Source organism: Serratia proteamaculans (genome assembly GCF_946227095.1).
Taxonomy (GTDB): domain Bacteria; phylum Pseudomonadota; class Gammaproteobacteria; order Enterobacterales; family Enterobacteriaceae; genus Serratia; species Serratia proteamaculans_E.
Map to the genome: position 1 here is coordinate 111,492 of NZ_CAMISV010000013.1, position 22,254 is coordinate 133,745.

The 22,254-nt window shown below is 56.8% G+C and carries 19 protein-coding genes; 10 read left to right on the forward strand and 9 right to left on the reverse strand.

Features of this window, described 5'->3' with window-relative positions; translation table 11 throughout:
• The first annotated feature begins 304 nt into the window (after positions 1-304).
• A complete protein-coding gene (locus tag OC597_RS21935) occupies positions 305-1,459 on the forward strand; it encodes an MFS transporter (protein WP_099063793.1) in 1,155 nt (384 codons plus the stop codon).
• Here the strand turns inward: OC597_RS21935 and OC597_RS21940 are convergent.
• Positions 1,449-2,372: a LysR family transcriptional regulator gene (locus tag OC597_RS21940; RefSeq protein ID WP_261425266.1), complete on the reverse strand. Its 924-nt coding sequence runs from the start codon at positions 2,370-2,372 to the stop codon at positions 1,449-1,451. The two genes, OC597_RS21935 and OC597_RS21940, sit on opposite strands and share 11 nt — an antisense overlap.
• 132 nt (positions 2,373-2,504) lie before the next feature.
• Here OC597_RS21940 and lysA point away from each other — a divergent pair, with 132 nt between their 5' ends.
• A complete protein-coding gene (lysA, locus tag OC597_RS21945) occupies positions 2,505-3,767 on the forward strand; it encodes a diaminopimelate decarboxylase (protein WP_261258610.1) in 1,263 nt (420 codons plus the stop codon).
• A 33-nt stretch (positions 3,768-3,800) separates the two neighbouring features.
• Here the strand turns inward: lysA and OC597_RS21950 are convergent, their stop codons facing one another.
• The 3 genes from OC597_RS21950 to OC597_RS21960 all read right to left on the reverse strand — a co-directional run bounded on the left by OC597_RS21950 (position 3,801) and on the right by OC597_RS21960 (position 5,603).
• A complete protein-coding gene (locus tag OC597_RS21950; protein WP_085118626.1) occupies positions 3,801-4,103 on the reverse strand; it encodes a helix-turn-helix domain-containing protein in 303 nt (100 codons plus the stop codon).
• A 5-nt stretch (positions 4,104-4,108) separates the two neighbouring features.
• Complete coding sequence (locus OC597_RS21955; protein WP_085118625.1) at positions 4,109-4,453, reverse strand: type II toxin-antitoxin system RelE/ParE family toxin; 345 nt, start codon at positions 4,451-4,453, stop codon at positions 4,109-4,111.
• A 139-nt stretch (positions 4,454-4,592) separates the two neighbouring features.
• Positions 4,593-5,603, reverse strand: a complete 1,011-nt coding sequence (locus tag OC597_RS21960) for a LacI family DNA-binding transcriptional regulator (protein WP_261285207.1) — start codon at positions 5,601-5,603, stop codon at positions 4,593-4,595.
• Between the two features lie 150 nt (positions 5,604-5,753).
• Between OC597_RS21960 and OC597_RS21965 the strand changes: the two genes are divergently transcribed.
• A complete protein-coding gene (locus tag OC597_RS21965) occupies positions 5,754-6,209 on the forward strand; it encodes a GNAT family N-acetyltransferase (RefSeq protein ID WP_207979396.1) in 456 nt (151 codons plus the stop codon).
• On the opposite strand, the gene galR is transcribed toward OC597_RS21965, so the two are convergent.
• Positions 6,206-7,225, reverse strand: a complete 1,020-nt coding sequence (gene galR, locus OC597_RS21970; protein WP_261258604.1) for an HTH-type transcriptional regulator GalR — start codon at positions 7,223-7,225, stop codon at positions 6,206-6,208. The two genes, OC597_RS21965 and galR, sit on opposite strands and share 4 nt — an antisense overlap.
• Positions 7,226-7,444: 219 nt before the next feature.
• Here galR and OC597_RS21975 point away from each other — a divergent pair, with 219 nt between their 5' ends.
• From OC597_RS21975 to lplT, 3 genes are all read left to right on the forward strand, one after another.
• A complete protein-coding gene (locus OC597_RS21975; protein ID WP_261285206.1) occupies positions 7,445-9,703 on the forward strand; it encodes a molybdopterin guanine dinucleotide-containing S/N-oxide reductase in 2,259 nt (752 codons plus the stop codon).
• 519 nt (positions 9,704-10,222) lie between these two features.
• A complete protein-coding gene (aas, locus tag OC597_RS21980) occupies positions 10,223-12,376 on the forward strand; it encodes a bifunctional acyl-ACP--phospholipid O-acyltransferase/long-chain-fatty-acid--ACP ligase (RefSeq protein WP_261258601.1) in 2,154 nt (717 codons plus the stop codon).
• Positions 12,376-13,572: a lysophospholipid transporter LplT gene (gene lplT / locus OC597_RS21985; protein ID WP_261285205.1), complete on the forward strand. Its 1,197-nt coding sequence runs from the start codon at positions 12,376-12,378 to the stop codon at positions 13,570-13,572. The genes aas and lplT overlap by 1 nt, the downstream gene beginning before the upstream one ends.
• Positions 13,573-13,604: 32 nt before the next feature.
• On the opposite strand, the gene OC597_RS21990 is transcribed toward lplT, so the two are convergent.
• The 4 genes from OC597_RS21990 to mutH all read right to left on the reverse strand — a co-directional run bounded on the left by OC597_RS21990 (position 13,605) and on the right by mutH (position 16,720).
• Positions 13,605-14,645 carry an NADP(H)-dependent aldo-keto reductase gene (locus OC597_RS21990; RefSeq protein ID WP_261285204.1) on the reverse strand — a complete coding sequence of 347 codons (1,041 nt, stop codon included), beginning with the start codon at positions 14,643-14,645 and terminating at the stop codon, positions 13,605-13,607.
• Between the two features lie 188 nt (positions 14,646-14,833).
• Complete coding sequence (locus OC597_RS21995) at positions 14,834-15,052, reverse strand: YgdI/YgdR family lipoprotein (RefSeq protein WP_085118590.1); 219 nt, start codon at positions 15,050-15,052, stop codon at positions 14,834-14,836.
• A 169-nt stretch (positions 15,053-15,221) separates the two neighbouring features.
• Positions 15,222-15,938 carry a TerC family protein gene (locus OC597_RS22000; RefSeq protein ID WP_099063783.1) on the reverse strand — a complete coding sequence of 239 codons (717 nt, stop codon included), beginning with the start codon at positions 15,936-15,938 and terminating at the stop codon, positions 15,222-15,224.
• 95 nt (positions 15,939-16,033) lie between these two features.
• Positions 16,034-16,720: a DNA mismatch repair endonuclease MutH gene (mutH, locus tag OC597_RS22005; RefSeq protein ID WP_112347242.1), complete on the reverse strand. Its 687-nt coding sequence runs from the start codon at positions 16,718-16,720 to the stop codon at positions 16,034-16,036.
• Positions 16,721-17,416: 696 nt separating this feature from the next.
• Here mutH and rppH point away from each other — a divergent pair.
• The 4 genes from rppH to thyA all read left to right on the forward strand — a co-directional run bounded on the left by rppH (position 17,417) and on the right by thyA (position 22,071).
• The gene (rppH, locus tag OC597_RS22010) at positions 17,417-17,944 is read left to right on the forward strand and encodes an RNA pyrophosphohydrolase (protein ID WP_012146527.1); all 528 of its coding nucleotides are present in this window, start codon (positions 17,417-17,419) and stop codon (positions 17,942-17,944) included.
• A 12-nt stretch (positions 17,945-17,956) separates the two neighbouring features.
• The gene (ptsP, locus tag OC597_RS22015) at positions 17,957-20,203 is read left to right on the forward strand and encodes a phosphoenolpyruvate--protein phosphotransferase (RefSeq protein WP_261258597.1); all 2,247 of its coding nucleotides are present in this window, start codon (positions 17,957-17,959) and stop codon (positions 20,201-20,203) included.
• A 193-nt stretch (positions 20,204-20,396) separates the two neighbouring features.
• Complete coding sequence (lgt, locus tag OC597_RS22020; RefSeq protein WP_085118585.1) at positions 20,397-21,269, forward strand: prolipoprotein diacylglyceryl transferase; 873 nt, start codon at positions 20,397-20,399, stop codon at positions 21,267-21,269.
• 7 nt (positions 21,270-21,276) lie between these two features.
• Complete coding sequence (thyA, locus tag OC597_RS22025) at positions 21,277-22,071, forward strand: thymidylate synthase (RefSeq protein WP_085118584.1); 795 nt, start codon at positions 21,277-21,279, stop codon at positions 22,069-22,071.
• Positions 22,072-22,254 lie beyond the last annotated feature (183 nt).

Consider the following 22,254-nt stretch of genomic DNA (forward strand, 5'->3'; position numbering starts at 1 on the left):
GCAGTAACATTTTCACACATTTTTCATCGGTAGCGCATTCAAGCGGTTAGCCGGCTCATGGGGGCTTTTTGTGCGCTATTCTGGCTTTCTCACTGGTTAACTCGTGGGACGAGGTGTAATTTCTGTAACGTGAAAAGAGTGAATAAGACTTAATAATTATAGGGTTAAATACATTTTCCTAGCTCTTGGAACACCCTCTCTGACCTTTTTCACGGGCAGCCTGTCAGGTTGCCCGATAATTTCGTGTGTTTTTATCGGCCTCACGCGCCTGACGCCGGGGCTTTGTTAATTGGGAGCGTTACGCATGCCTGTTTCTCTGCTCGCACTGGCATTAAGTGCATTTGCTATCGGCACCACCGAGTTCGTGATTATGGGGTTGCTGCCTGAGGTCGCCAGAGATCTGCAGGTTTCTATTCCTTCTGCCGGCTGGTTGATCAGCGGCTATGCGCTTGGCGTGGCTATCGGCGCACCGATCATGGCGCTGTTGACGGCGAAGCTACCGCGTAAAAAGACCCTGTTATTGCTGATGGTGATTTTCATCTTCGGCAATATTATGTGCGCCCTGGGTTACAGCTACGACTTCCTGATGCTGGCACGTATTATCACCGCCCTGTGTCACGGTGCGTTCTTTGGCATTGGTGCCGTGGTGGCGGCCAATCTGGTTCCGCCAAACCGTCGGGCCTCTGCCGTGGCGCTGATGTTCACCGGCCTGACGCTGGCTAACGTGCTGGGGGTGCCGCTCGGTACCGCGTTGGGACAGGCACTGGGCTGGCGCTCGACGTTCTGGGCGGTGGCGGTGATCGGTGTGTTCTCCCTGCTGGCGCTGTATAGCAAGCTGCCCACGGTGAAGGATGAGGCACCGACCGACCTGAAAAAAGAACTGGCGGCGCTGCGTGGCGCTGGCATCTGGCTTTCGCTGCTGATGACCGTGGCCTTTGCCGCATCGATGTTCGCCCTGTTTACCTACATTGCGCCATTGCTGACCGAAGTAACTGGCGTTTCTTCGCATGGGGTGAGCTGGACGCTGCTGCTGATGGGGGTAGGTCTGACGCTGGGGAATATCCTGGGCGGTCGTCTGGCAGACTGGCGCTTGCCGCTGACGCTGACCTGTACTTTCCTGGTGATCGCCTGCTTTGCTGCGTTGTTCAGTTGGACCAGCCATTCGATGGTCCCGGCGGAGATCACCCTGTTCCTGTGGGCCGCCGCCGCGTTTGCCGCCGTACCGGCGTTGCAGATCAACGTGGTGACCTACGGTAAAAAGGCCCCTAACCTGGTCTCTACGCTGAACATTGCCGCCTTTAACGTCGGTAATGCCATTGGTGCCTGGGTCGGTGGCGTGGTGATTGCGCAGGGGCTGGGCTTGACCAGCGTACCGCTGGCCGCTGCGGGGATTGCGCTGCTGGGGCTGCTGCTCTGCATGGTGACCTTCAGCCGCGCCAAGCGCCCGGCTAGCGTGTAATTACCGCAGCCAGGCGGGCGGGGAGTGTCTGCGCCTGCTGCTGCAAGTGCTGAGTAAAGGCCGTGACCAGCGCCGACGATGGGCGGTGCAGCGGCCGGATCAGACTGACGGTAAAGGGCACTTCAACGCTGAAGGGTCGCACGTGCAGGCCATCACTGGCGTAATCGAGCGCCGTCAGCGGGTTAACGATAGACACACCCACACCGGCTTTAACCATGGCGCAGACCGACGCGGCGCTGTGGGTTTCCATCACCAGACGGCGGTTAACGCCTTCCTCACTGAATAGCGAATCCAGCAGTTGACGGTAACTGTCGGTATTCGACAGGCTGATAAAGTTTTGCCCGGCAAAGTCCTGCGGTGTCAGCACCGCCTTTGCCAGCAAGGGATGCCCGGCCGGCAGCACGCAGACCTCGTTCAAGGTCATCAGTGTCATGCGCTCGGTTCCCGCCGGGGTCAGGGTATTTTCCGTCAGCCCCAAATCGTGACGCTGCGCCGACAGCCACTCCTCCAGCAGCGGTGATTCCTGCGGTATCACGCTGAAACTCACTTCGGGATAGCGATCAATAAAGGGTTTGCACACGGCGGGCAGCAGTGACTGTGAGAACACCGGCAGGCAGGCAATTGACAGCTGCGCCTGTTGGAACTGGCGGATACCGGCGGCGGCATTGACGATGCGATCCAGACCGTAATAGGAGCGTTGCACCTCCTCTAACAGCCGCAGGCCCTGCACCGTCGGGGATAACCGGCCACGCACCCGCTCGAACAATTGCAGTTGGATCAGCTTTTCGAAGCGCGCCAGTTCACGGCTGACGGTGGGTTGCGAGGTCTGCAGCAGCGCAGCGGCCTCGGTCAGATTGCCGGTGGTCATCACCGCATAGAAGATTTCAATCTGGCGCAGGGTTATCGCGTGCATCGGCAGTGTCCATAATGAGCAAAGCCATATCATAGATGAATAGACTCTGGCTAAATAGATATTTTCCACCTGAGAAAGAGTGCGGCAATATTGGGGTATTAGAGTCACTAAATTTTATTCAGGGATACCACCATGCCACGTGCTTTACACGATACGACTACCGCTCTTAATGCCGCTAACCTGTTGGCCTTGCCTCAGCGTTTTGGTTGCCCGGTATGGGCCTATGACGCCGCTATCATTAGCGAGCGCATCAGCCAACTGCGTCATTTTGATGTGATCCGTTTTGCCCAGAAGGCCTGCTCGAATATTCACATTCTGCGCCTGATGCGTGAGCAGGGCGTCAAGGTGGACTCGGTGTCGCTGGGGGAGATTGAACGTGCACTGCAGGCCGGTTTTCAGCCGGGTGGTGAGCCAAGCGAAATCGTATTTACCGCCGACGTATTGGATCATGCAACGCTGGCGCGCGTCAGTGAATTGAAAATCCCGGTCAATGTTGGTTCGATCGACATGCTGGAGCAACTGGGCCAGGTTTCTGCCGGGCACCCGGTGTGGCTACGCATTAACCCGGGCTTCGGCCACGGTCACAGCCAGAAAACCAATACCGGCGGTGAGAACAGCAAGCACGGTATTTGGTATGCCGATTTGCCGCAGGCAGTGGAAAAAATTCAGCAGTACGGCCTGAAATTGATCGGTGTGCATATGCATATCGGTTCGGGTGTGGATTACCAGCATCTGGAGCGCGTGTGTGACGCCATGGTGCAGCAGGTGATCGACCTGGGCCATGACATCAGCGCAATCTCCGCCGGTGGCGGCCTGTCGATCCCGTATCAATATGGCGAAGAGGCGATTGATACCGAACACTATTTTGGCCTGTGGAACAGTGCGCGCGAGCGTATTGCCGCCCACCTGGGTCATCCGGTCAGTCTGGAAATTGAACCTGGGCGCTTCCTGATGGCGGAAGCCGGGGTGCTGGTGGCTGAGGTGCGCGCGGTAAAAGACATGGGCAGCCGCCACTTCGTGCTGGTGGACGCGGGCTTTAACGATTTGATGCGTCCGGCGATGTACGGCAGCTACCACCATATTTCTCTGTTGCCGGCCGATGGCCGCGATACTGCCAACCTGCCGCTGCGCGATACGGTGATTGCCGGGCCGCTGTGCGAATCCGGTGACGTCTTTACCCAGCAGGCCGGTGGTGGTATTGAAACCCGCGAACTGCCGCCGGTGCAGGTCGGCGATTATCTGGTGTTCCATGACACCGGCGCTTATGGCGCATCGATGTCTTCGAACTACAACAGCCGTCCGCTGCTGCCGGAAGTGCTGTTTGAGAACGGCGAGCCTCGTTTGATCCGTCGCCGCCAGACCATTGAAGAGCTGATTGCGTTGGAACTGATCTGAGTGCTTCGGGCGCAGTTTAATACTGCGCCCGTCTCACAATGTCATCCGCCGATGCTGACCGTTGGGCAGTTGGACCTCCAGCGAGAGTGTGCCGCCCATGGCTTCGATGTAGCGCTTCAGTGAAGAGAGTTTAATTTCACTACCACGCTTTTCCAGATTGGCGACCGAAGGCTGGCTGATGCCCAGCCGTTTCGCCAGTTCCACCTGGGACACCGCCAGTTCTTCCCGCAGCATTGCCAGCCGCAATTCAAAAATTTCTTTGTCCGCTTTTTGCCTCGCTGCTTCAACCACGGCGGGATCAAGCTTTTCGATCAGGTTTGCTAAAGGCTTAGCCATATGCGTTACCTCTGGGTTGCCAAATAATGTGAAAACTCACTAGCAGCGATGGGCAACAGCCGCTGATAGAAGCGTTTGTCGCCAGTTTTGTCGCCGCCGCACAGTAGGACCGCTTGTCGTTGTGGGTCGAAGGCGAAGAAAACCCGAAACGGACGACCGCGATGCTGAATGCGTAATTCTTTCAGATGCTGTATTTGACCGTTGTGGTGTAGCGTGTCGGCATGTGGACGCGCTAGCAAAGGGCCAAATTCCTGTAGTTTAAAGATGCCCACCAACAGGCTTTTTTGTTCATCGGCGTTTAATGATAAAAACCAGTTGTCGAATCGCTCGACGGTTACGACCTGCCACATGTCACGCTCCGAATATAGCTTGGGTGCTATATAGTGTAAAGGCTATTATTGTGACAATATGCGGCTAAGTGGCAGGCAAGGGAAATCGTAGTGGGGGAAATGCGGCGCGGTGCGCAATCAGCGTCAGCGCCCGAAGGGATCAGTTGGCGTAGGGGCCGGGCATCACGGATTCACGCAGCCGCAGTTCACCGGTGAAAGGAGGGAGTGGCTGTATATTCTCCCCTTTAATCAGGCGGAAAGCCTGGCTGATGGCGGCTTCGATCATCACGTCGATCGGCAGATAAACGGTGGACAGCGCAGGTTGCAAATAGGCGGCGCTGGGTTCGTCGTCAAAGCCAAACAGGGAGACATCCTGCGGCAGGCGTTTACCTGCATCGTGCAGCGCCTTCATGGCGCCGACCGCCATATCGTCGTTGCAGGCAAACAGTGCGCTAAAGCCGCTATCCCTGGCCAGTAAACTGCGGGCACCCTGATAGCCGCTTTGTACGCTGCTATCGCCATAGGCTACACGGGCGTCGTCGAAGGCAATCTCATGATGCTCAAGCGCCTGCTGATAGCCCGCCAACCGCGCCTGGGCGGTGGGCGTGGCGATCGGCCCGGTAATACAGGCGATCTCGCGGTGCCCTTGCTGGATCAGATAATCCACCGCGTGGAAGGCGGCCCTCTGCTGTTCGAAGAACACACAGCGCTCGCGTGCCTGCGGAAGATCGCGGTTGATCACCATGATCGGCACCGGCAGGCTTCCCAGCAAGTTCATCAGCGCAGATTCGGACATAAAACGGGTATACAGAATGATGGCGTCACAACGGCGATCGGCCAACAGTTGCACTGCCTGTAGCTCGTCTTCCGGCGTGTCGTGGCCGTCGGTGACAATCAGGTGCTTGCCGCTGGCTTCGATCAGCTTGGCGGCTTTGCGCAGCAGGCGGCCGAAGTAGGGGCCGTCGAAGTTGGAGACTACCAGTCCAATGCTGTTGGAGCTTTTATTCGCCAGCGATTGGGCGAGGAAATTCGGGCGGTAACCCAGGTCGTCCATCGCTTTGAACACCGCGTCGCGGGTGCTTTTTTTCACCTGGCCGGTGCCATTTAACACGCGTGAGACCGTGGCCTTAGAGACCCCAGCGCGAATGGAAACATCCAACATGGTGATCATCAATGGCTTACCCCTTTCAACATCCGCTGTGGCAAATAATGCTCAGTCTAGCATAGGGTTAGCCCTTGGCTGCGTGGCTTTTTGTCGCCGGGATTGCGTTGTCTGCAAACGCCCGTAGACTGATCTCGGGCAACGGAAAAAGGGGGGGAGATGATTAACATTGTGCTTCTGGCGGATTATCCACAGTACCGACAGCAGGTGATCGACTGGCAGTGGCGCGCCTTTGGTAGCGAAAGCAGCCGGGCATTTTTCGCCAGCGTGGTGGACAGTGGGCTGCGTGGGGCGGATTTGCCCATCACTTTTATTGCTCTGCTGGGCGACAAACTGGTCGGCACCGTGGGCCTGTGGCGCTGCGATTTGATCAGCCGCCAGGATCTGACGCCCTGGCTGGCGGCGTTGTATGTCGATGAAAGCCAACGCGGTAGCGGGCTGGGTTTACGGCTGCAGCAGCATGTGCAGGACTACAGCCGGGGCGCCGGTTTCAGCGAGCTGTATCTCTACAGTGACTTCAGCGGCTATTACGAGCGCCACGGCTGGCATTACATCGGCGACGCGCTGGATTACCCCGACCGCCCGGTGCGAGTCTATCACCGGGAACTGGATTAGTTCTGCTCGTAGACGTTATTGATGCTGGCCACCGAATGGCGGCGTACCAGGGTCGGACTGAACATATTGGTGATCTCCGGCAGTGGCTGGTTGTTGGCCAGCGCCAATGCCAGTTCGGCTGCCTGGGTCGCCATCGCCACCACCGGATAACGAATGGTGGTCAGGCGTGGCCGCAGGTAGCGTGAAATCAGCACGTCATCAAAACCAATCAACGACATCTGGCCAGGAACATCGACACTGTTGTCGCTCAGCACCGACAGAGCACCGGCGGCCATTGAGTCGTTATAGCAGGTCACCGCCGTAAAGTTTTTGCCGCGCCCGAGCAGTTCGGTCATCGCTTGCTCACCGCCGATTTCGTCCGGCTCACCGTAGGCAATCAGTTTTTCATCCACCGCAATGCCATGCTCCTGCAAGGCATCAAGATAGCCCTGCAGGCGGTCTGTGGCGTCGGAAATCTGGTGGGTGGAACAAATGATGGCAATGCGCTGGTGCCCCTGCTGGATCAGATGGCGGGTCGCCAGCCAGGCACCATAACGGTCGTCCAGCGCTACGCAGCGTGATTCAAAGCCCGGCAGCGTGCGGTTAATCAGCACCATCCCCGGGATTTGCTGCATCCAGCCACTCAACTCACGGTCGGTCAGTTTTTTGGCATGGACCACCAGCGCAGCACAGCGATGGCGTACCAGTTGTTCAATCGCCTGACGCTCTTTTTCCGCCTCATGGTAACCGTTGCCAATCAGCAAGAAGTTATGGGTGGCGTAGGCCACCTGTTCGACCGCTTTGACCATGGCACCAAAAAAAGGATCGGACACGTCGGAGACGATCAGCCCGAGCGTTTCGGTGGATTGCTGCGCCAGCGCGCGGGCGTTAGCGTTTGGGTGGTACTGCAGTTGTTCCATCGCGGCCTGCACGGCAGTGCGCGAGCCTTCGCTGGCCTTCGGGGAATTGTTTATTACGCGGGATACCGTGGCCACGGAAACACCCGCCAGCCTGGCAACATCCTTTATGGTAGCCATATCTGTCATACATCCTGGGTAATCGCTTACATTCCTCAGTTTTGCGGAAAAAACGCGGGGCTGCAAGCGCTGGCGATCGCAACTTGTGGCGGCTGTTGCAGATATGGGCGATTTATCGTGCGCTTAGACCTGTACCAGTCAGTAATAGAGTCATTTGTGCTTTGGCGGCACAGGTCGGCTAATGTTACTTTTGCGCATCTACTTTTGTTTGAGAACCGCATGTCGATTAAACGTTATCCTCAACTCGCTCACTGGGGGGCGTATACCGCCGTGGTTGAAGACGGCAGGCTTATCCGTTGTGAGCCGTTCGCCGACGATCCGGATCCTTCCCCGATGCTCGCCTCCATCGCGCCTATGGCGTATTCCGACAAGCGCATCCGCAAACCTGCCGTGCGTCGCTCCTGGCTGCAAAAGCGTGAAGGCAGTGACCGTACGCTACGGGGGCGCGAAGATTTTGTCGAGGTGGACTGGGATTTGGCGCTCGATTTGGTGGCGGAAGAAAACCGTCGCGTGCGCGATCGCTACGGCCCCTCAGGCCTGTTTACCGGTTCTTATGGCTGGTCATCCGCCGGGCGTTTGCATCATGCGCGTTCGCTGGTGCGGCGTTTTTATTTCGGCGGCGGTGGCGGTGTTGACCAGTTGGGCAACTACAGCTGGGGGGCTGCGCAGTTTTTCCTGCCTTATGTGATTGGCACCTTCACCCCATTGACCGGGCGCGTCACCAGTTGGCCGAGCGTGGTCGAACACTGCGAACTGTTTGTGGCTTTCGGTGGTCTGGCGTTGAAAAATGCCCAGGTGTCCTCCGGCGGTGCGGCGGAGCATTCACTTAAGCCGTGGCTGCAAAAGCTGGTACAGAAAGGCACCCCGGTGATCAACATCAGTCCGATGCGTGATGACTGTCCGGCATTCGTCAATGCCGAATGGATCCCAATCCGTCCGAATACCGATGTGGCGCTGATGCTGGCGTTGGCGTATGAAATTCAGCGGCGGGGCGCGCAGGACGAGGCATTCCTCTATAGCCACTGTGCCGGTTACGACCAACTGGCGAGTTATCTGCGCGGCACCGATGACGGCGTGGCAAAAACGCCGGAGTGGGCCAGTGCGATCACCGGCATCCCCGCGGCACGCATCGGCTTGCTGGCGCAGCAACTGATCGGCGTGCGCAGCTTTATCACTTGTTCCTATTCCGTTCAGCGCGCTCACCGTGGCGAACAACCCTACTGGATGATGATTGCCCTGTCGGCGATGCTCGGTCAGGTTGGGCTGCCGGGCGGCGGCTTCTCGTTTGGGCACGGTTCAATGAACGGCGTCGGCAACCCGCGCGTGGATACCCCGGGGCCAATGATGCCTGTGGGGGCCAATCCTTGCGGGCTGGCTATCCCGGTGGCGCGCATCTGTGACATGTTGCTGCAACCTGGTGAACCCTATCAGTTCCGCGGCGAGACGCGGCACTATCCGGATATCCATCTGGTGCACTGGGCCGGTGGCAATCCGTTCCATCACCACCAACAGTTAAACCGACTGGTGGAGGGCTGGCAGAAACCGGATACGGTGATTGTGCAGGACATCTGGTGGACACCGGCCGCCAAAATGGCGGATATCGTGCTGCCGGTCACGACCTCGCTGGAACGTAACGATATCGGCGGTTCATCGCGCGATCGCTACGTGTTGGCGATGCACCAGGCGATTGCGCCACAGCATCAGGCGCGAAATGACTTTGATATTTTTGCCGATCTGGCAGAGCGACTCGGTTACCGCGAACAATTCACCGAAAACCGCGACGAACGCGCCTGGATCGAATCGATCTATCAGCAGTGCGGACAGGCGCAGGCAGGCACCGGCGTGGAATGGCCCGAGTTTGAGGACTTCTGGCACAAAGGCTATGTCGAGCTGCCGGCACCGGCGAAAGAGTTCGTGTTCTTTGATGACTTCCGTGCTGATCCGCAGGCCAATCCGTTGCAAACCCCGAGCGGCAAGATTGAGTTGTTCAGCGAGAAAATCGCCGGCTACGGTTATGCTGATTTTGCACCGCATCCGCAGTGGCAGCCGCCGGCCGAATGGCTGGGTGCGCCGCAGGCCAAAGATTGGCCGCTGCACCTGATTTCCATCCAGCCGAGCGACCGTTTGCACAGCCAGATGGACCCGGCACCGCTGGCGCAGGGCAATAAAACCGCCGGTCGCGAGACGCTGTATATGCATCCGCAAGATGCGGCAGAACGCAGTATTGTCGATGGCACTGAGGTGCTGGTCAGCAATGCGCGTGGCCGCTGTCTGGCAGGCGTTTCTCTTACTGACGGTGTCACCCGGGGCGTGGTACTGATGGCCACCGGTGCCTGGTTTGATCCGGGTTTCGGCGCCCAGCGCCTGGAGGTGGAGCAGTCCGGCAACCCGAACGTATTGACGCTGGATATCGGTACCTCGCCGTTAACCCAGGGCCCGAACGCCATGAGCTGCCTGGTCGAAGTGAGCGTTCGATAGGTAATTACACCCCTGGTTACACTTTGCGCCTCAATGTTGCGATTGCCTGCTGGCTGGCTTTTGCCGGCACGGGGTAAATTGAACGTCCCAGAGGTATTGATTGGTGAGTTTCGGCAACTTGTTTGTTGAACCCATATTAATTTGCACCAACCTACGCAGATGCGTAGGTTTTTTTTTGCCTGCCGCCTTGCCATCTCGCCTGCACAAAATCCGATTTTGTATTTATTGACTCCAGGACTGTTTAAGTTTCATTGAGTTATTTCCGTAAATTGCGGGAAATTTACAGCTGGTTGCATTTGGAGCAAAACTCTTGCGATTGGCCGGTAGTTTCTTAATCGCCATCTCTCTAGAGTAGGTGATCCCAGAGGTATTGATTGGTGAGAAATCAGCATACTCTGTATGTTGAAGCCATTTTCAATTGCACCAACCTACGCGGATGCGTAGGTTTTTTTTTGCCTGCCATATAGTATTCTTTTCCCTACAACCATTTACGCTCATCTTGGCCAAAGGGAGAAGGGCATGATCTTTTCTATACTGCGGGTGCTGTTCCGCCTGCTGTACCGGGTACGTGTCGAGGGCGACGTCCGACATTTCGATCAGCAAAAGCTGCTGATTACCCCCAATCATATCTCCTTCCTCGACGGCGTTTTGCTGGCGGTGTTTTTGCCGATCAAGCCGGTGTTTGCCGTGTATGCCAGCATTGGCGATCGCTGGTTTATGCGCTGGCTGCGGCCCTATATCGACTTTGTCTCGCTCGATCCGACCAAACCCATGGCTATCAAACAGCTGGTGCGCACGGTAGAGCAGGGGCGGCCGGTGGTGGTGTTTCCTGAAGGGCGTATCACCGTTACCGGTTCGCTGATGAAGGTTTATGACGGTGCGGCGTTTATCGCCGCCAAATCCGGAGCGACTCTGGTGCCGATACGGCTGGATGGCGCCGAGTTCAGCCCCTTTGGGCGCATGGCCGGGGTGTTCAAGATCCGCTGGTTCCCGCAGATCAGCATCCGTATTCTACCGCCGACCTCGCTGCCGATGCCGGTAGCGCCGCGCGCCCGCGATCGCCGTGCGTTGGCCGGAGACCGGTTGCACCAGATTATGATGAAGGCACGGATGGATACCCGCGAGCCGCAGACCCTGTTCCAGGCTCTGCTGGCGGCGCAGCACCGTTATGGCCGTAACCAGCCGTGCATCGAGGATATTAACTTCAAGGAAGACAGCTACCGGACGCTGACCAAGAAAGCGCTGGGCGTCAGCCGTATCCTGCAACGTTTTACCGCCGAGGGTGAGCATGTCGGTATGTTATTACCGAATGCGACCATCACCGTCGCGGCTATTTTTGGCGCTTCACTGCGCAACCGCATTCCGGCGATGCTCAATTACACCGCCGGATCCAAAGGCCTGAAAAGCGCCATGACCGCCGCCAGCCTCAAAACCATCGTCACTTCGCGCCAGTTTCTGGAAAAGGGCAAGTTGACGCATTTGCCACAACAGGTGCCGGAGGCCAATTGGGTGTATCTGGAGGATCTGAAAGATACGATTACCCTGGCGGACAAGTTGTGGATCCTGCGTCACCTGTTCCAACCGGCGCGCGCCATGCTGCCGCAGCAACCGGACGATGCGGCGCTGATCTTGTTTACCTCCGGCTCGGAGGGCAATCCGAAGGGCGTCGTGCATTCTCACGCCAGCCTGCTGGCCAACGTTGAACAGATCCGCACCATCGCCGATTTCACCCCGCGTGACCGCTTTATGTCATCGCTGCCGCTGTTCCACTCGTTTGGCCTGACTGTCGGGCTGTTGACCCCGCTGATGACCGGCAGTCGCATTTTCCTTTATCCCAGCCCGCTGCATTATCGTGTGGTACCGGAGCTGGTTTATGACCGCAACTGCACGGTGCTGTTCGGCACCGCGACTTTCCTCAATAACTATGCCCGCTTTGCTCACCCGTATGATTTTGCTCGTTTGCGCTACGTGGTGGCCGGGGCGGAAAAGCTGGCGGACAGCACCAAACAGATTTATCAGGACAAATATGGCATCCGCATCCTGGAAGGCTATGGCGTGACCGAATGCGCGCCGGTGGTGTCGATCAACGTGCCGCTGGCAGCCAAGGTAGGCACCGTTGGCCGTATCATGCCGAATATGGAGGCGCGGTTGATGAAGGTGCCGGGTATCGATAACGGCGGCCGCTTGCAGTTGAAGGGGCCTAATATCATGAAAGGCTATCTGCGGGTGGAACGTCCGGGCGAGCTGGAGCTCCCGGCGGCAGAGGATGAGCACGGCAACCTGCAGCCAGGCTGGTACGATACCGGCGATATTGTCACATTGGACGAGCAGGGGTACTGCGTGATCCGCGGTCGCGTGAAGCGCTTTGCCAAACTGGCGGGTGAAATGGTCTCGCTGGAAAGCGTGGAGCTGCTGGCGCAGCGCGTAGCACCGGAGGGGCAGCACGCCGCCACGGTGAAAAGCGACAGCAGCAAAGGTGAGGCGCTGGTACTGTTTACCACCGACGCCGGCATCACCCGCGAGGCCTTGTTGAAGGTGGCGCGGGAATTGGGCAGCCCTGAGCTGTCCGTACCGCGTGATATCCGTATTTTGAAAACCTTACCGGTGCTCGGCAGCGGGAAACCGGACTTTGTGACCCTGCGTAACATGGCTGAACAGCCGGAGACTGTCTGATGAACCCGACGTTGAATACTGATTCACCCTTGCTCTCACGCAGCATGATTGCGGTGATTTGCGCCCAGTTTCTGTCCGCATTCGGCGACAACGCGCTGCTGTTCGCCACGCTGGCGTTGATCAAGCAACAGCTCTACCCCGACTGGAGCCAGCCGATTTTGCAGATGGCGTTTGTCGCCACCTATATCATCCTCGCACCTTTTGTCGGCCAGGTGGCTGACAGCTTCGCCAAGGGGCGGGTGATGATGGTGGCCAACGGTCTGAAGCTGGCCGGTGCGTTGGTGATCTGCTTCGGGTTCAATCCGTTCCTCGGTTATACCCTGGTGGGCGTTGGCGCCGCGGCCTATTCACCCGCCAAGTACGGTATTTTGGGCGAGATCACCAGCGGTGAAAAACTGGTCAAGGCCAACGGCCTGATGGAGGCCTCCACCATTGCCGCGATCCTGATCGGATCGGTGGCCGGCGGCATACTGGCCGACTGGCATATCGTGGCAGCGTTGGCGGTGTGTGCGGTGGTCTATGCGGCGGCGGTGATTGCCAACCTGTACATTCCGCGCTTGCCTGCGGCACATCCTGCCGTTTCCTGGACGCCGCGTGCCATGACGCGGGCCTTCTTCAACGCCTGTGTGGTGTTGTGGCGCGACGGCCAGACACGCTTCTCATTGATTGGCACCAGCCTGTTCTGGGGCGCCGGGGTCACGCTGCGCTTCCTGTTGGTGCTGTGGGTGCCGGTAGCGCTCGGTATCGCCGATAACGCCACGCCGACGCTGCTCAATGCCATGGTGGCGGTCGGGATTGTGATTGGTGCCGGTGCGGCCGCGCGCTTCGTCACGCTGGAGACGGTGAAGCGTTGCATGCCTGCCGGGATCCTGATCGGCGTAGCGGTGGCAATATTCGCGCTGCAAACCACCCTGTTTAACGCTTATATAGTGCTGCTGATTATCGGCGTATTGGGCGGCTTCTTTGTGGTGCCGCTGAACGCACTATTGCAGGAGCGGGGCAAAAACTCGGTGGGGGCGGGGAACGCGATCGCGGTGCAGAACCTGGGGGAGAACACCGCCATGTTGCTGATGCTCGGGTTGTATTCTCTGGCGGTAAAAATCAGCGTGCCGGTGGTCGGCGTGGGGATTGGTTTTGGCGTGGTGTTCGCACTGGCGATTAGCGCACTGTGGTTGTCGCAGCGGCGGGCAAAATAACGGATGGGGCGCGATCAGGCGCCCCATCTTGTTTATGGCGCAGGAATGGTAAAGCGGGTATGGATCTCTTCCAGCCCCTGCAACACATCTTCATTCAACACCACGTCGAAACTGTCGATGTTGGTTTTCAGTTGTTCCAGCGTGGTCGCGCCCAGCAAGGTACTGGCAACGAAGGGTTGCTGGCGCACAAAGGCCAGCGCCATCTGCGAAGGATCCAGCCCGTGCTTGTTGGCTAACGCGACATACTCGGCAATCGCCAACTGCGTTTGTGGCGCAGAGTAGCGGTTAAAGCGCGTGAATAACGTATTGCGCGCACCGGCCGGCTTGGCGCCGTTCAGATACTTGCCGCTCAGGGTACCGAACGCCAGGCTGGAATAGGCCAGCAGTTCGACACCTTCGTGCTGGCTGATCTCTGCCAGGGCAATCTCAAAACTGCGATTCAGCAGGCTGTAGGGATTCTGAATTGAAACGATGCGTGGCAACTCGTGCTTTTCGGCCAGTTGCAGGTAACGCATTACGCCCCATGGCGTTTCGTTAGACACCCCGATATAGCGGATTTTACCGGCACGCACCTGTTCGGTCAGCGCCTCCAACGTTTCCAGCAGGGTCACGGTGGCTTTATCATCGGTGTATTGATAATTGAGCTTACCGAAGTAGTTGGTCGGACGCTGTGGCCAGTGCAGTTGGTAGAGATCGAGATAATCGGTGTTGAGTCGTTTCAGGCTGGCATCCAGCGCGACACGGATATTTTTGCGATCCAGCGCCTGCTGTGGACGGATGCTGCTGTCGGTGCCACGCACCGGCCCGGCAATCTTGCTGGCCAGCACTATCTTCTCACGGTTGCCGCGTGCCTTGATCCAACTGCCAATGTATTGTTCGGTCAGCCCCTGGGTTTCAGGACGGGGTGGGACCGGGTACATCTCTGCGGTATCGATCAGGTTGACGCCAGCGGCTAATGCATAGTCGAGTTGCGCATGGGCATCGGCTTCACTGTTCTGTTCGCCAAAGGTCATGGTGCCCAGTCCCAGCACGCTCACTTCTAAAGAACTGTGGGGAATACGGTGGTATTGCATTAACGGCCTTCCTTTCATGTTAGCGCTAACGGGCGGAACCGCCCGGTGAAACAGGAGCCAAATGGCAGGCTGTGGCAAACAACCTGCAAGGCGGTGATATCGCCTTTGCCGACTATAACCAAGCCGGGAAGATGGGGGAAGTGGATTCAGTGCGAGGAAGGCTATCGCGCAGGATAGCCGATGGGGGATTAACGTTCGATAACCTGTGAAACCTGATCGCCGTTGATTTGGCGGTTGTTGCCTTTTTCATCTTTGTAGCTGATCAGGCCGGTATCCTTGTCAATCTCCGGTTTACCCTGGGTCAGGATCATATTGCCGTCTTTAGTCGCCATCACGTAATCGCTGGAACATCCCGCCAACCCGGCGGCGATCACCAACGCAGACACTGCCATTACCCACTTATTCATCCTGCGGATCCTCTGTTATATATGCAAAAAAGCAGCTTCTTCTTAGAGTAGCAAACTCTGGATGCGCCGTGTTTCGGATAAGTCTTTATCTTTATAGAGAAAGTGACGCTGAGCAGGGGGGAAGGCGAAAATAATAACGGGAGCGGCTGGCGCGCACTCCCGTGGGGGATTACTCAGAGACGGTTTTTTTCTTGCTGCGCATCAGGTTAAGCGCTTCGACCGACATTGAGAAGAACATCGCAAAGTAGATGTAGCCTTTTGGTACATGCACCTGGAAGCTTTCCAGCATCAGGGTGAAGCCCACCAGGATCAGGAACGCCAGCGCCAGCATTTTCACCGAAGGATGGCGGTTAACGAACTCACCAATAGGGCGGGCGGCAAACATCATGACGCCAACGGCAATCACCACTGCGGCCATCATGATAAACAGATGGTCGGACAGGCCTACTGCGGTAATCACCGAGTCCAGGCTGAAAATGATGTCCAGCAGCATAATCTGCACGATGGCACCGAAGAAGCCGTGCACCTTGGTGTGGTGCTCTTCATCTGAGCCTTCGATGGTTTCATGGATCTCTTTACTGGCTTTCCAAATCAGGAACAGCCCACCCAGCAGCAGGATCAGATCGCGTGCCGAGATACTGTGGTCCATGAAGCTAAACAGCGGATGGGTCAGACGGATCACCCAGGCGATAGAGGCCAACAGCCCCAGACGCATTAACATTGCGCCGGCCAGACCGATGCGGCGAGCCTTGTTCTGCTGCGCTTTCGGCAGTTTGGACACCACCAGCGAAAGGAAAATAATGTTATCAATACCCAAAATGATCTCAAGAATGGTCAGCGTACCTAACGCTAACCAGGCATTGGGATCCATAATCCACTCGAACATTGGCAAACCACACCTTAATAAAAAGCAAAGGCTGAATTATACGCGTTTATTGATACAGAGACACTGTTAGCTAAACGCGACCTAAACAAAAGGGATCAGATAAAGAAATGTCTTGCCAATAATGCACCGGTGAAGCTTTTTTTCAGGTAGAACCCGCGCGGCAATGTGAGGATCGGCTGACCCTGTTCGCCGATAGCTTCGGTCAGGGCCTTACTGTTGGCCGCCTTGGGACGCAGTTGCAGCACTTCACCGTGGCGGGCAGTGATCCGCTCTACATGACCGAGCACGATCAAATCCATCAGTTCCTCCCAGTCGCGGCGCAACATTTCTTCCTCTTCGGCGCTCGGGCTCCACAACAGCGGTGAACCTATACGTCGCTGTGCCAGCGGAATTTGTCGTTCGCCTTCCACCGGGATCCACAACACCCGCGCCAGCTTATGGCGCACATGGCTGCTGGCCCAGGTTACGCCGCTGTTGCCGGTTAAGGGCGCCACGCAGACGAAGGTGGTTTCCAGCGGTCTGCCGGCGGCGTCTATCGGGATGGTTTTCAGCTCGATGCCCAACTCGGGGAAATCCTGCTCCGGCTTGCTGCCCGCCATGGCGCCCAGATACTGCTCCAGCAGCATGCCAACCCAGCCTTTATCGCGCTTCAGGTCTTTGGGGATAGCCAACTGTGCACGTTCGGCCAGTTCACCCAGATGGCAGCCGGCAAGCTGCTGAGCCCGTTCAAACAGCTGTTGTTCGTTTTCTGGAGGAGGGGGCAGAGGAGATAAAAACGCCATAATACCAGCCTGTTAGATTTGGTTGAAAAACGTACTGTATTTGTCCACAGAGAACCTTGGCGGGAAAGGACCGGGGAAAAGAATAATAGTAGCATGATTTTTCATGACTTTTTTTCTCGCAGCCGGCAGAGGAAAAATTCCGGGCGACGCTTGTGCACCTGAAGCCACCGACAATAAACAGGATCTTACACCTATTTATCCACAGATTTATGGGATAACCCAAATTTTTACCGATCACTGGTTCGATTTACAGCCTTGACGCAGGCACTTTTTTGCGAAATTGTCCGTTTTGTGCGTAACTCATACGGATAATCTGTGGATAAAAACGACGTTGGTGGATCTTTCACCAGGGTAAGATCCTAAACGGACATAGATCACATTTTTGCTCTGTATAGGGCTGTTGATAATTATGTATCTTTATGTTTTTAAACGATTAATGTGATTTATATTTTTACGGGGTTTTTAGGCCCACCAGAGTTTTACCGGCTTATCCCTTGAGTTCTTCACACACCTATCCACAGAAAAAGTGAATAAAACCGCGTGTAAATCGCCTCGCATGTTTATAACTTTGCCATTATCTGTGAGTTATCCCAATGTTATCCGGTCTGCAGCGCCGCAAAGCAGTGGTTTACCGCCTGTAGCTTGTGTGAAACAATCAGGGTATCTATGCGAATTTAAGCTTATCGAGGTAGTCCGGTGATCGATGATGATGGCTACCGCCCGAATGTTGGTATCGTAATCTGTAATCGTCAGGGGCAAGTCCTGTGGGCTCGCCGTTACGGTCAACACTCCTGGCAGTTTCCCCAAGGTGGGATTAACCCTGGTGAAACCGCAGAACAGGCAATGTACCGTGAGCTGTTCGAAGAAGTGGGGCTGAGTAAAAAGGATGTGCGCATCCTGGCCTCAACCCGCAACTGGTTGCGCTATAAATTGCCAAAACGTTTGGTGCGTTGGGACACAAAGCCGGTTTGTATCGGCCAAAAGCAGAAATGGTTTCTGTTGCAGTTAATGTGCAATGACGCTGATATCAATATGCAACGCAGCAGCACGCCGGAGTTTGACGGTTGGCGCTGGGTGAGTTTTTGGTATCCGGTGCGCCAGGTGGTGTCGTTCAAACGCGACGTGTACCGCCGGGTGATGAAAGAATTCGCCGTCACCGTGATGCCAATGCAGGAGCAGGCAGCACAGCGGCAGACCCCCGCTTATCGCCGGAAGAGAGGTTAAGTTAAGCCGACTATGCTCACGCGCTTGCGAGAAATTGTTGAGAAGGTGGCCGCGGCGGCCAGCCTGACAGATGCGCTGGATCTTTTGGTCAATGAAACCTGTCTGGCAATGGATACAGAAGTTTGTTCCATCTATCTGGCGGACAACGACCGCCGCTGCTATTACCTGATGGCGACACGCGGGTTAAAAAAACCGCGTGGGCGCGCTATCGCATTGGCTTTTGATGAAGGCATTGTCGGTTTGGTCGGACGCCGTGCGGAGCCGATTAACCTGGCCGACGCGCAGAGTCACCCCAGCTTCAAATACATTCCCCAGGTGAAAGAGGATCGTTTCCGATCCTTCCTCGGCGTGCCGATCATTCATCGTCGCCAACTGCTGGGCGTGCTGGTGGTACAGCAGCGTGAGCTACGTCAGTTTGACGAAAGCGAAGAATCCTTCATGGTGACCCTGGCCACGCAAATGGCCGGGATCCTCTCGCAGTCACAGCTTAACGCCATTTTCGGACAGTATCGTCAGACGCGCATTCGTGCACTGGCGGCCTCCCCAGGCGTTGCGGTGGCTGAAGGCTGGCAGGACAGCAGCCAGCCTTCACTCGATCAAGTTTACGAGGCTTCGACGCTCGATACTGCCAGCGAGCGGGAGCGCCTGACTCAGGCGCTGGAAGAAGCCGGCGCGGAATTCCGCCGTTTCAGCAAGCGCTTTGCCGCCAGCTCGCAAAAAGAGAGCGCGGCGATCTTCGACCTCTACTCTCACCTGTTGAACGACGCGCGCCTCAAGCGCGAACTGTTTGCCGAAATTGATGCCGGTTCCGTGGCGGAATGGGCGGTTAAACAGGTGATCGAAGTCTTTGCGGCTCAGTTTGCCAGCCTGCAAGACACCTATATGCGCGAGCGCGCCAGCGATCTGCGCGCGCTTGGCCAGCGTCTGTTATTCCACCTCGATGACACCACCCAGGGCGCTACGCAGTGGCCGGCGCGTTTTGTGCTGGTGGCCGATGAATTGACCGCGACCCTGCTGGCAGAAATGCCGCAAGACAGACTGGTCGGCGTAGTGGTGCGCGACGGTGCCGCCAACTCCCATGCCGCCATTCTGGTGCGGGCGATGGGCGTGCCGACGGTGATGGGGGCGGATATCCAGCCTGCGCTGCTCAGCCAGCGGCTGCTGATCGTCGACGGTTATCGCGGCGAACTGCTGGTCGATCCCGAACCGGTGCTGGTGCAGGAATACCAACGGCTGATCAGCGAAGAGCTGGAATTAAGCAAGCTGGCTGAAGACGACGTTGAGCAACCGGCCCAACTCAAAAGCGGCGAGCGTGTTCAGGTAATGCTTAACGCCGGCCTCAGCCCTGAACATGAAAAACTGCTGGGCGGGCGGGTTGACGGTGTGGGTCTGTACCGTACCGAGATCCCTTTTATGCTGCAGAGCGGCTTCCCTTCCGAAGAGGAACAGGTCGCCCAGTATCAGGGCATGCTGCAGCTGTACCCGAACAAGCCCGTGACGCTACGCACGCTGGATATTGGCGCCGATAAGCAACTGCCTTATATGCCGATCAGCGAAGAAAACCCCTGTCTGGGGTGGCGTGGCATCCGTATTACCCTGGATCAGCCGGAGATCTTCCTGATCCAGGTGCGTGCCATGCTGCGTGCCAATGCCGGTACCGGCAATCTGGGCATACTGCTGCCGATGATCACCAGCCTGGAAGAGATCGACGAGGCCCGACGCTTGATCGACCGCGCAGGGCGGGAAGTGGAAGAGATGCTGGGATATGAAATCCCAAAACCCAAATTAGGCATCATGCTGGAAGTGCCCTCGATGGTCTTCATGATCCCGCATCTGGCCGGGCGCATTGAGTTTATCTCGGTAGGCACCAACGACCTGACCCAATACCTGTTGGCGGTAGATCGCAACAATACCCGGGTGGCGTCGCTGTACGACAGTCTGCATCCCTCTATGCTGCAGGTGCTTAAGCTGATCGCCGTGCAGGCCAGGGCGGTTGGGTTGCAGGTAAGCCTGTGTGGGGAACTGGCCGGTGACCCGATGGGGGCGCTGCTGCTGGTGGGGATGGGTTACCGTAATCTGAGCATGAACGGACGTAGCGTGGCGCGCATCAAATATCTGCTGCGGCACATTGAGTTATCCGATGCCGAAGTGCTGGTGCAGCGGGTGCTTAATGCCCAAATGACCACCGAAGTACGTCATCAGGTAGCGGCATTTATGGAACGGCGCGGCATGGGTGGTTTGATCCGCGGCGGTAAGTAAGGCCGTGGGCTGACTGATTTTTTTACAGAACTTTTCCCTGCAGGCCCGTCCGGAGGCGGTTAAGCTTATGCTATTATCCGCCTTCTCAACTGCGCTGAAAGCAACGGAAAAATAATGCTCCTGCTGTGTTTCACCGCGTTTGGCACCTGCCGCCCCCGGATGGGGAAGAATAATAGACTTGTTGTGGTGATAGATGACCAATAGCTATCTGGCGTTTCCTAAATTTGATCCGGTGATTTTCTCTATCGGCCCGGTTTCTCTGCATTGGTACGGTCTGATGTACCTGGTTGGCTTCGTGTTTGCCATGTGGCTGGCGGTACGCCGGGCCAACAAACCGGGCAGCGGCTGGACCAAGGATGAAGTAGAGAACCTGCTGTATGCCGGTTTCCTCGGTGTGTTCGTCGGTGGCCGCGTGGGCTATGTGCTGTTCTACAACCTGCCGCTGTTCATGGATAACCCGCTGTATCTGTTCAAAGTCTGGGATGGCGGCATGTCATTCCACGGTGGTCTGATGGGGGTGATCCTGGTGATGTTCTGGTTCGCTCGCCGCACCAAACGCACCTTCTTCCAGGTTTCTGATTTTATTGCCCCGCTGATCCCCTTCGGCCTGGGTGCCGGCCGTTTGGGCAACTTTATCAACGGTGAACTCTGGGGCCGTGTGACTACCGATACCCCATGGGCGATGCTGTTCCCAAGCTCACGTCCGGAAGACGTGGCGCTGGCTGCCGCCGATCCGCAACTGCTGCCTATCCTGAACCAATACGGCGTGTTGCCGCGTCACCCGTCCCAGCTGTATGAACTGCTGTTGGAAGGCGTGGTGCTGTTTATCATTCTGAACCTGTTTATCCGCAAACCGCGGCCGATGGGGGCCGTTTCCGGCCTGTTCCTGATTGGCTACGGCGCATTCCGTATTATCGTCGAAGCTTTCCGCCAGCCGGATGCCCAGCTTGGCCTGTTTGACGGCGTCATCAGCATGGGGCAGATCCTGTCCGTCCCTATGGTGGTGGCCGGTATTATTATGATGATTTGGGCGTATCGTCGTCGCCCGCAGCAACAACTGTCGTGAGGAACAAATGAAACAGTATCTGGATTTGATGAACAAAGTGCTCGCCGAGGGCACCCCTAAAGCCGACCGTACCGGCACTGGCACCTTGTCGATATTCGGCCACCAGATGCGTTTCAATTTGCAGGAAGGATTCCCGCTGGTCACTACCAAGAAGTGTCATTTGCGTTCGATTATCCATGAACTGCTGTGGTTCCTGAATGGTGACACTAATGTGGCTTATCTGCGGGAAAACAACGTCAGCATCTGGGACGAATGGGCGGATGAAAATGGCAGCCTTGGCCCCGTTTATGGCAAGCAGTGGCGTGCCTGGGGGACGGCTGATGGCCGTCAGATCGACCAGTTGACCACCGTGCTGAACCAACTGAAACAGGATCCGGATTCGCGCCGTATTATCGTTTCCGCCTGGAACGTGGGTGAGCTGGATCAGATGGCGCTGGCACCTTGCCACGCGTTCTTCCAGTTCTATGTGGCAGACGGCAAATTGTCTTGCCAGCTGTACCAGCGCTCCTGCGATGTGTTCCTTGGCCTGCCGTTCAACATCGCCAGTTACGCGCTGCTGGTACATATGATGGCGCAGCAATGCGACCTGGAAGTGGGTGATTTCGTCTGGACCGGTGGCGACACTCATCTGTACAGCAACCATATGGAACAGACCCAGTTGCAGCTGACCCGCGAACCGCGTGCATTACCGAAGTTGGTGATCAAGCGCAAGCCGGCATCGTTGTTCGATTACCGTTTCGAAGACTTTGAAATCGAAGGTTACGATCCGCACCCCGCCATCAAGGCACCGGTTGCCATCTGATTTTTACCCGATGATTGATCCCCAAGGGCGCACAGGTTGCGCCCTTGGTTTTTTCTGCCAGTCCGCCTTCGCTGTTTCTGCGCTCTGCTTCGCATTTAATCGGGCTTCCCCGTCAGTTTCATAGAAAGGTTGCGCAGTGCGCTTCAGGCCAGGTAACGCCTTCTTTATCCTGCTGTGCCTCTG

What these genes read in the sequence shown, in the direction of transcription:
- aas (WP_261258601.1), top strand. Translation starts at nt 10,223, where the DNA reads ATGATCTTTTCTATACTGCGGGTGCTGTTCCGCCTGCTGTACCGGGTA.
- ptsP (WP_261258597.1), top strand. Translation starts at nt 17,957, where the DNA reads ATGCTCACGCGCTTGCGAGAAATTGTTGAGAAGGTGGCCGCGGCGGCC.
- OC597_RS21995 (WP_085118590.1), bottom strand. Translation starts at nt 15,052, where the DNA reads ATGAATAAGTGGGTAATGGCAGTGTCTGCGTTGGTGATCGCCGCCGGG.
- lplT (WP_261285205.1), top strand. Translation starts at nt 12,376, where the DNA reads ATGAACCCGACGTTGAATACTGATTCACCCTTGCTCTCACGCAGCATG.
- OC597_RS21940 (WP_261425266.1), bottom strand. Translation starts at nt 2,372, where the DNA reads ATGCACGCGATAACCCTGCGCCAGATTGAAATCTTCTATGCGGTGATG.
- lysA (WP_261258610.1), top strand. Translation starts at nt 2,505, where the DNA reads ATGCCACGTGCTTTACACGATACGACTACCGCTCTTAATGCCGCTAAC.
- OC597_RS21950 (WP_085118626.1), bottom strand. Translation starts at nt 4,103, where the DNA reads ATGGCTAAGCCTTTAGCAAACCTGATCGAAAAGCTTGATCCCGCCGTG.
- galR (WP_261258604.1), bottom strand. Translation starts at nt 7,225, where the DNA reads ATGGCTACCATAAAGGATGTTGCCAGGCTGGCGGGTGTTTCCGTGGCC.
- OC597_RS21990 (WP_261285204.1), bottom strand. Translation starts at nt 14,645, where the DNA reads ATGCAATACCACCGTATTCCCCACAGTTCTTTAGAAGTGAGCGTGCTG.
- mutH (WP_112347242.1), bottom strand. Translation starts at nt 16,720, where the DNA reads ATGGCGTTTTTATCTCCTCTGCCCCCTCCTCCAGAAAACGAACAACAG.
- OC597_RS21935 (WP_099063793.1), top strand. Translation starts at nt 305, where the DNA reads ATGCCTGTTTCTCTGCTCGCACTGGCATTAAGTGCATTTGCTATCGGC.
- thyA (WP_085118584.1), top strand. Translation starts at nt 21,277, where the DNA reads ATGAAACAGTATCTGGATTTGATGAACAAAGTGCTCGCCGAGGGCACC.
- OC597_RS21955 (WP_085118625.1), bottom strand. Translation starts at nt 4,453, where the DNA reads ATGTGGCAGGTCGTAACCGTCGAGCGATTCGACAACTGGTTTTTATCA.
- OC597_RS21965 (WP_207979396.1), top strand. Translation starts at nt 5,754, where the DNA reads ATGATTAACATTGTGCTTCTGGCGGATTATCCACAGTACCGACAGCAG.
- lgt (WP_085118585.1), top strand. Translation starts at nt 20,397, where the DNA reads ATGACCAATAGCTATCTGGCGTTTCCTAAATTTGATCCGGTGATTTTC.
- OC597_RS22000 (WP_099063783.1), bottom strand. Translation starts at nt 15,938, where the DNA reads ATGTTCGAGTGGATTATGGATCCCAATGCCTGGTTAGCGTTAGGTACG.
- OC597_RS21960 (WP_261285207.1), bottom strand. Translation starts at nt 5,603, where the DNA reads ATGATCACCATGTTGGATGTTTCCATTCGCGCTGGGGTCTCTAAGGCC.
- OC597_RS21975 (WP_261285206.1), top strand. Translation starts at nt 7,445, where the DNA reads ATGTCGATTAAACGTTATCCTCAACTCGCTCACTGGGGGGCGTATACC.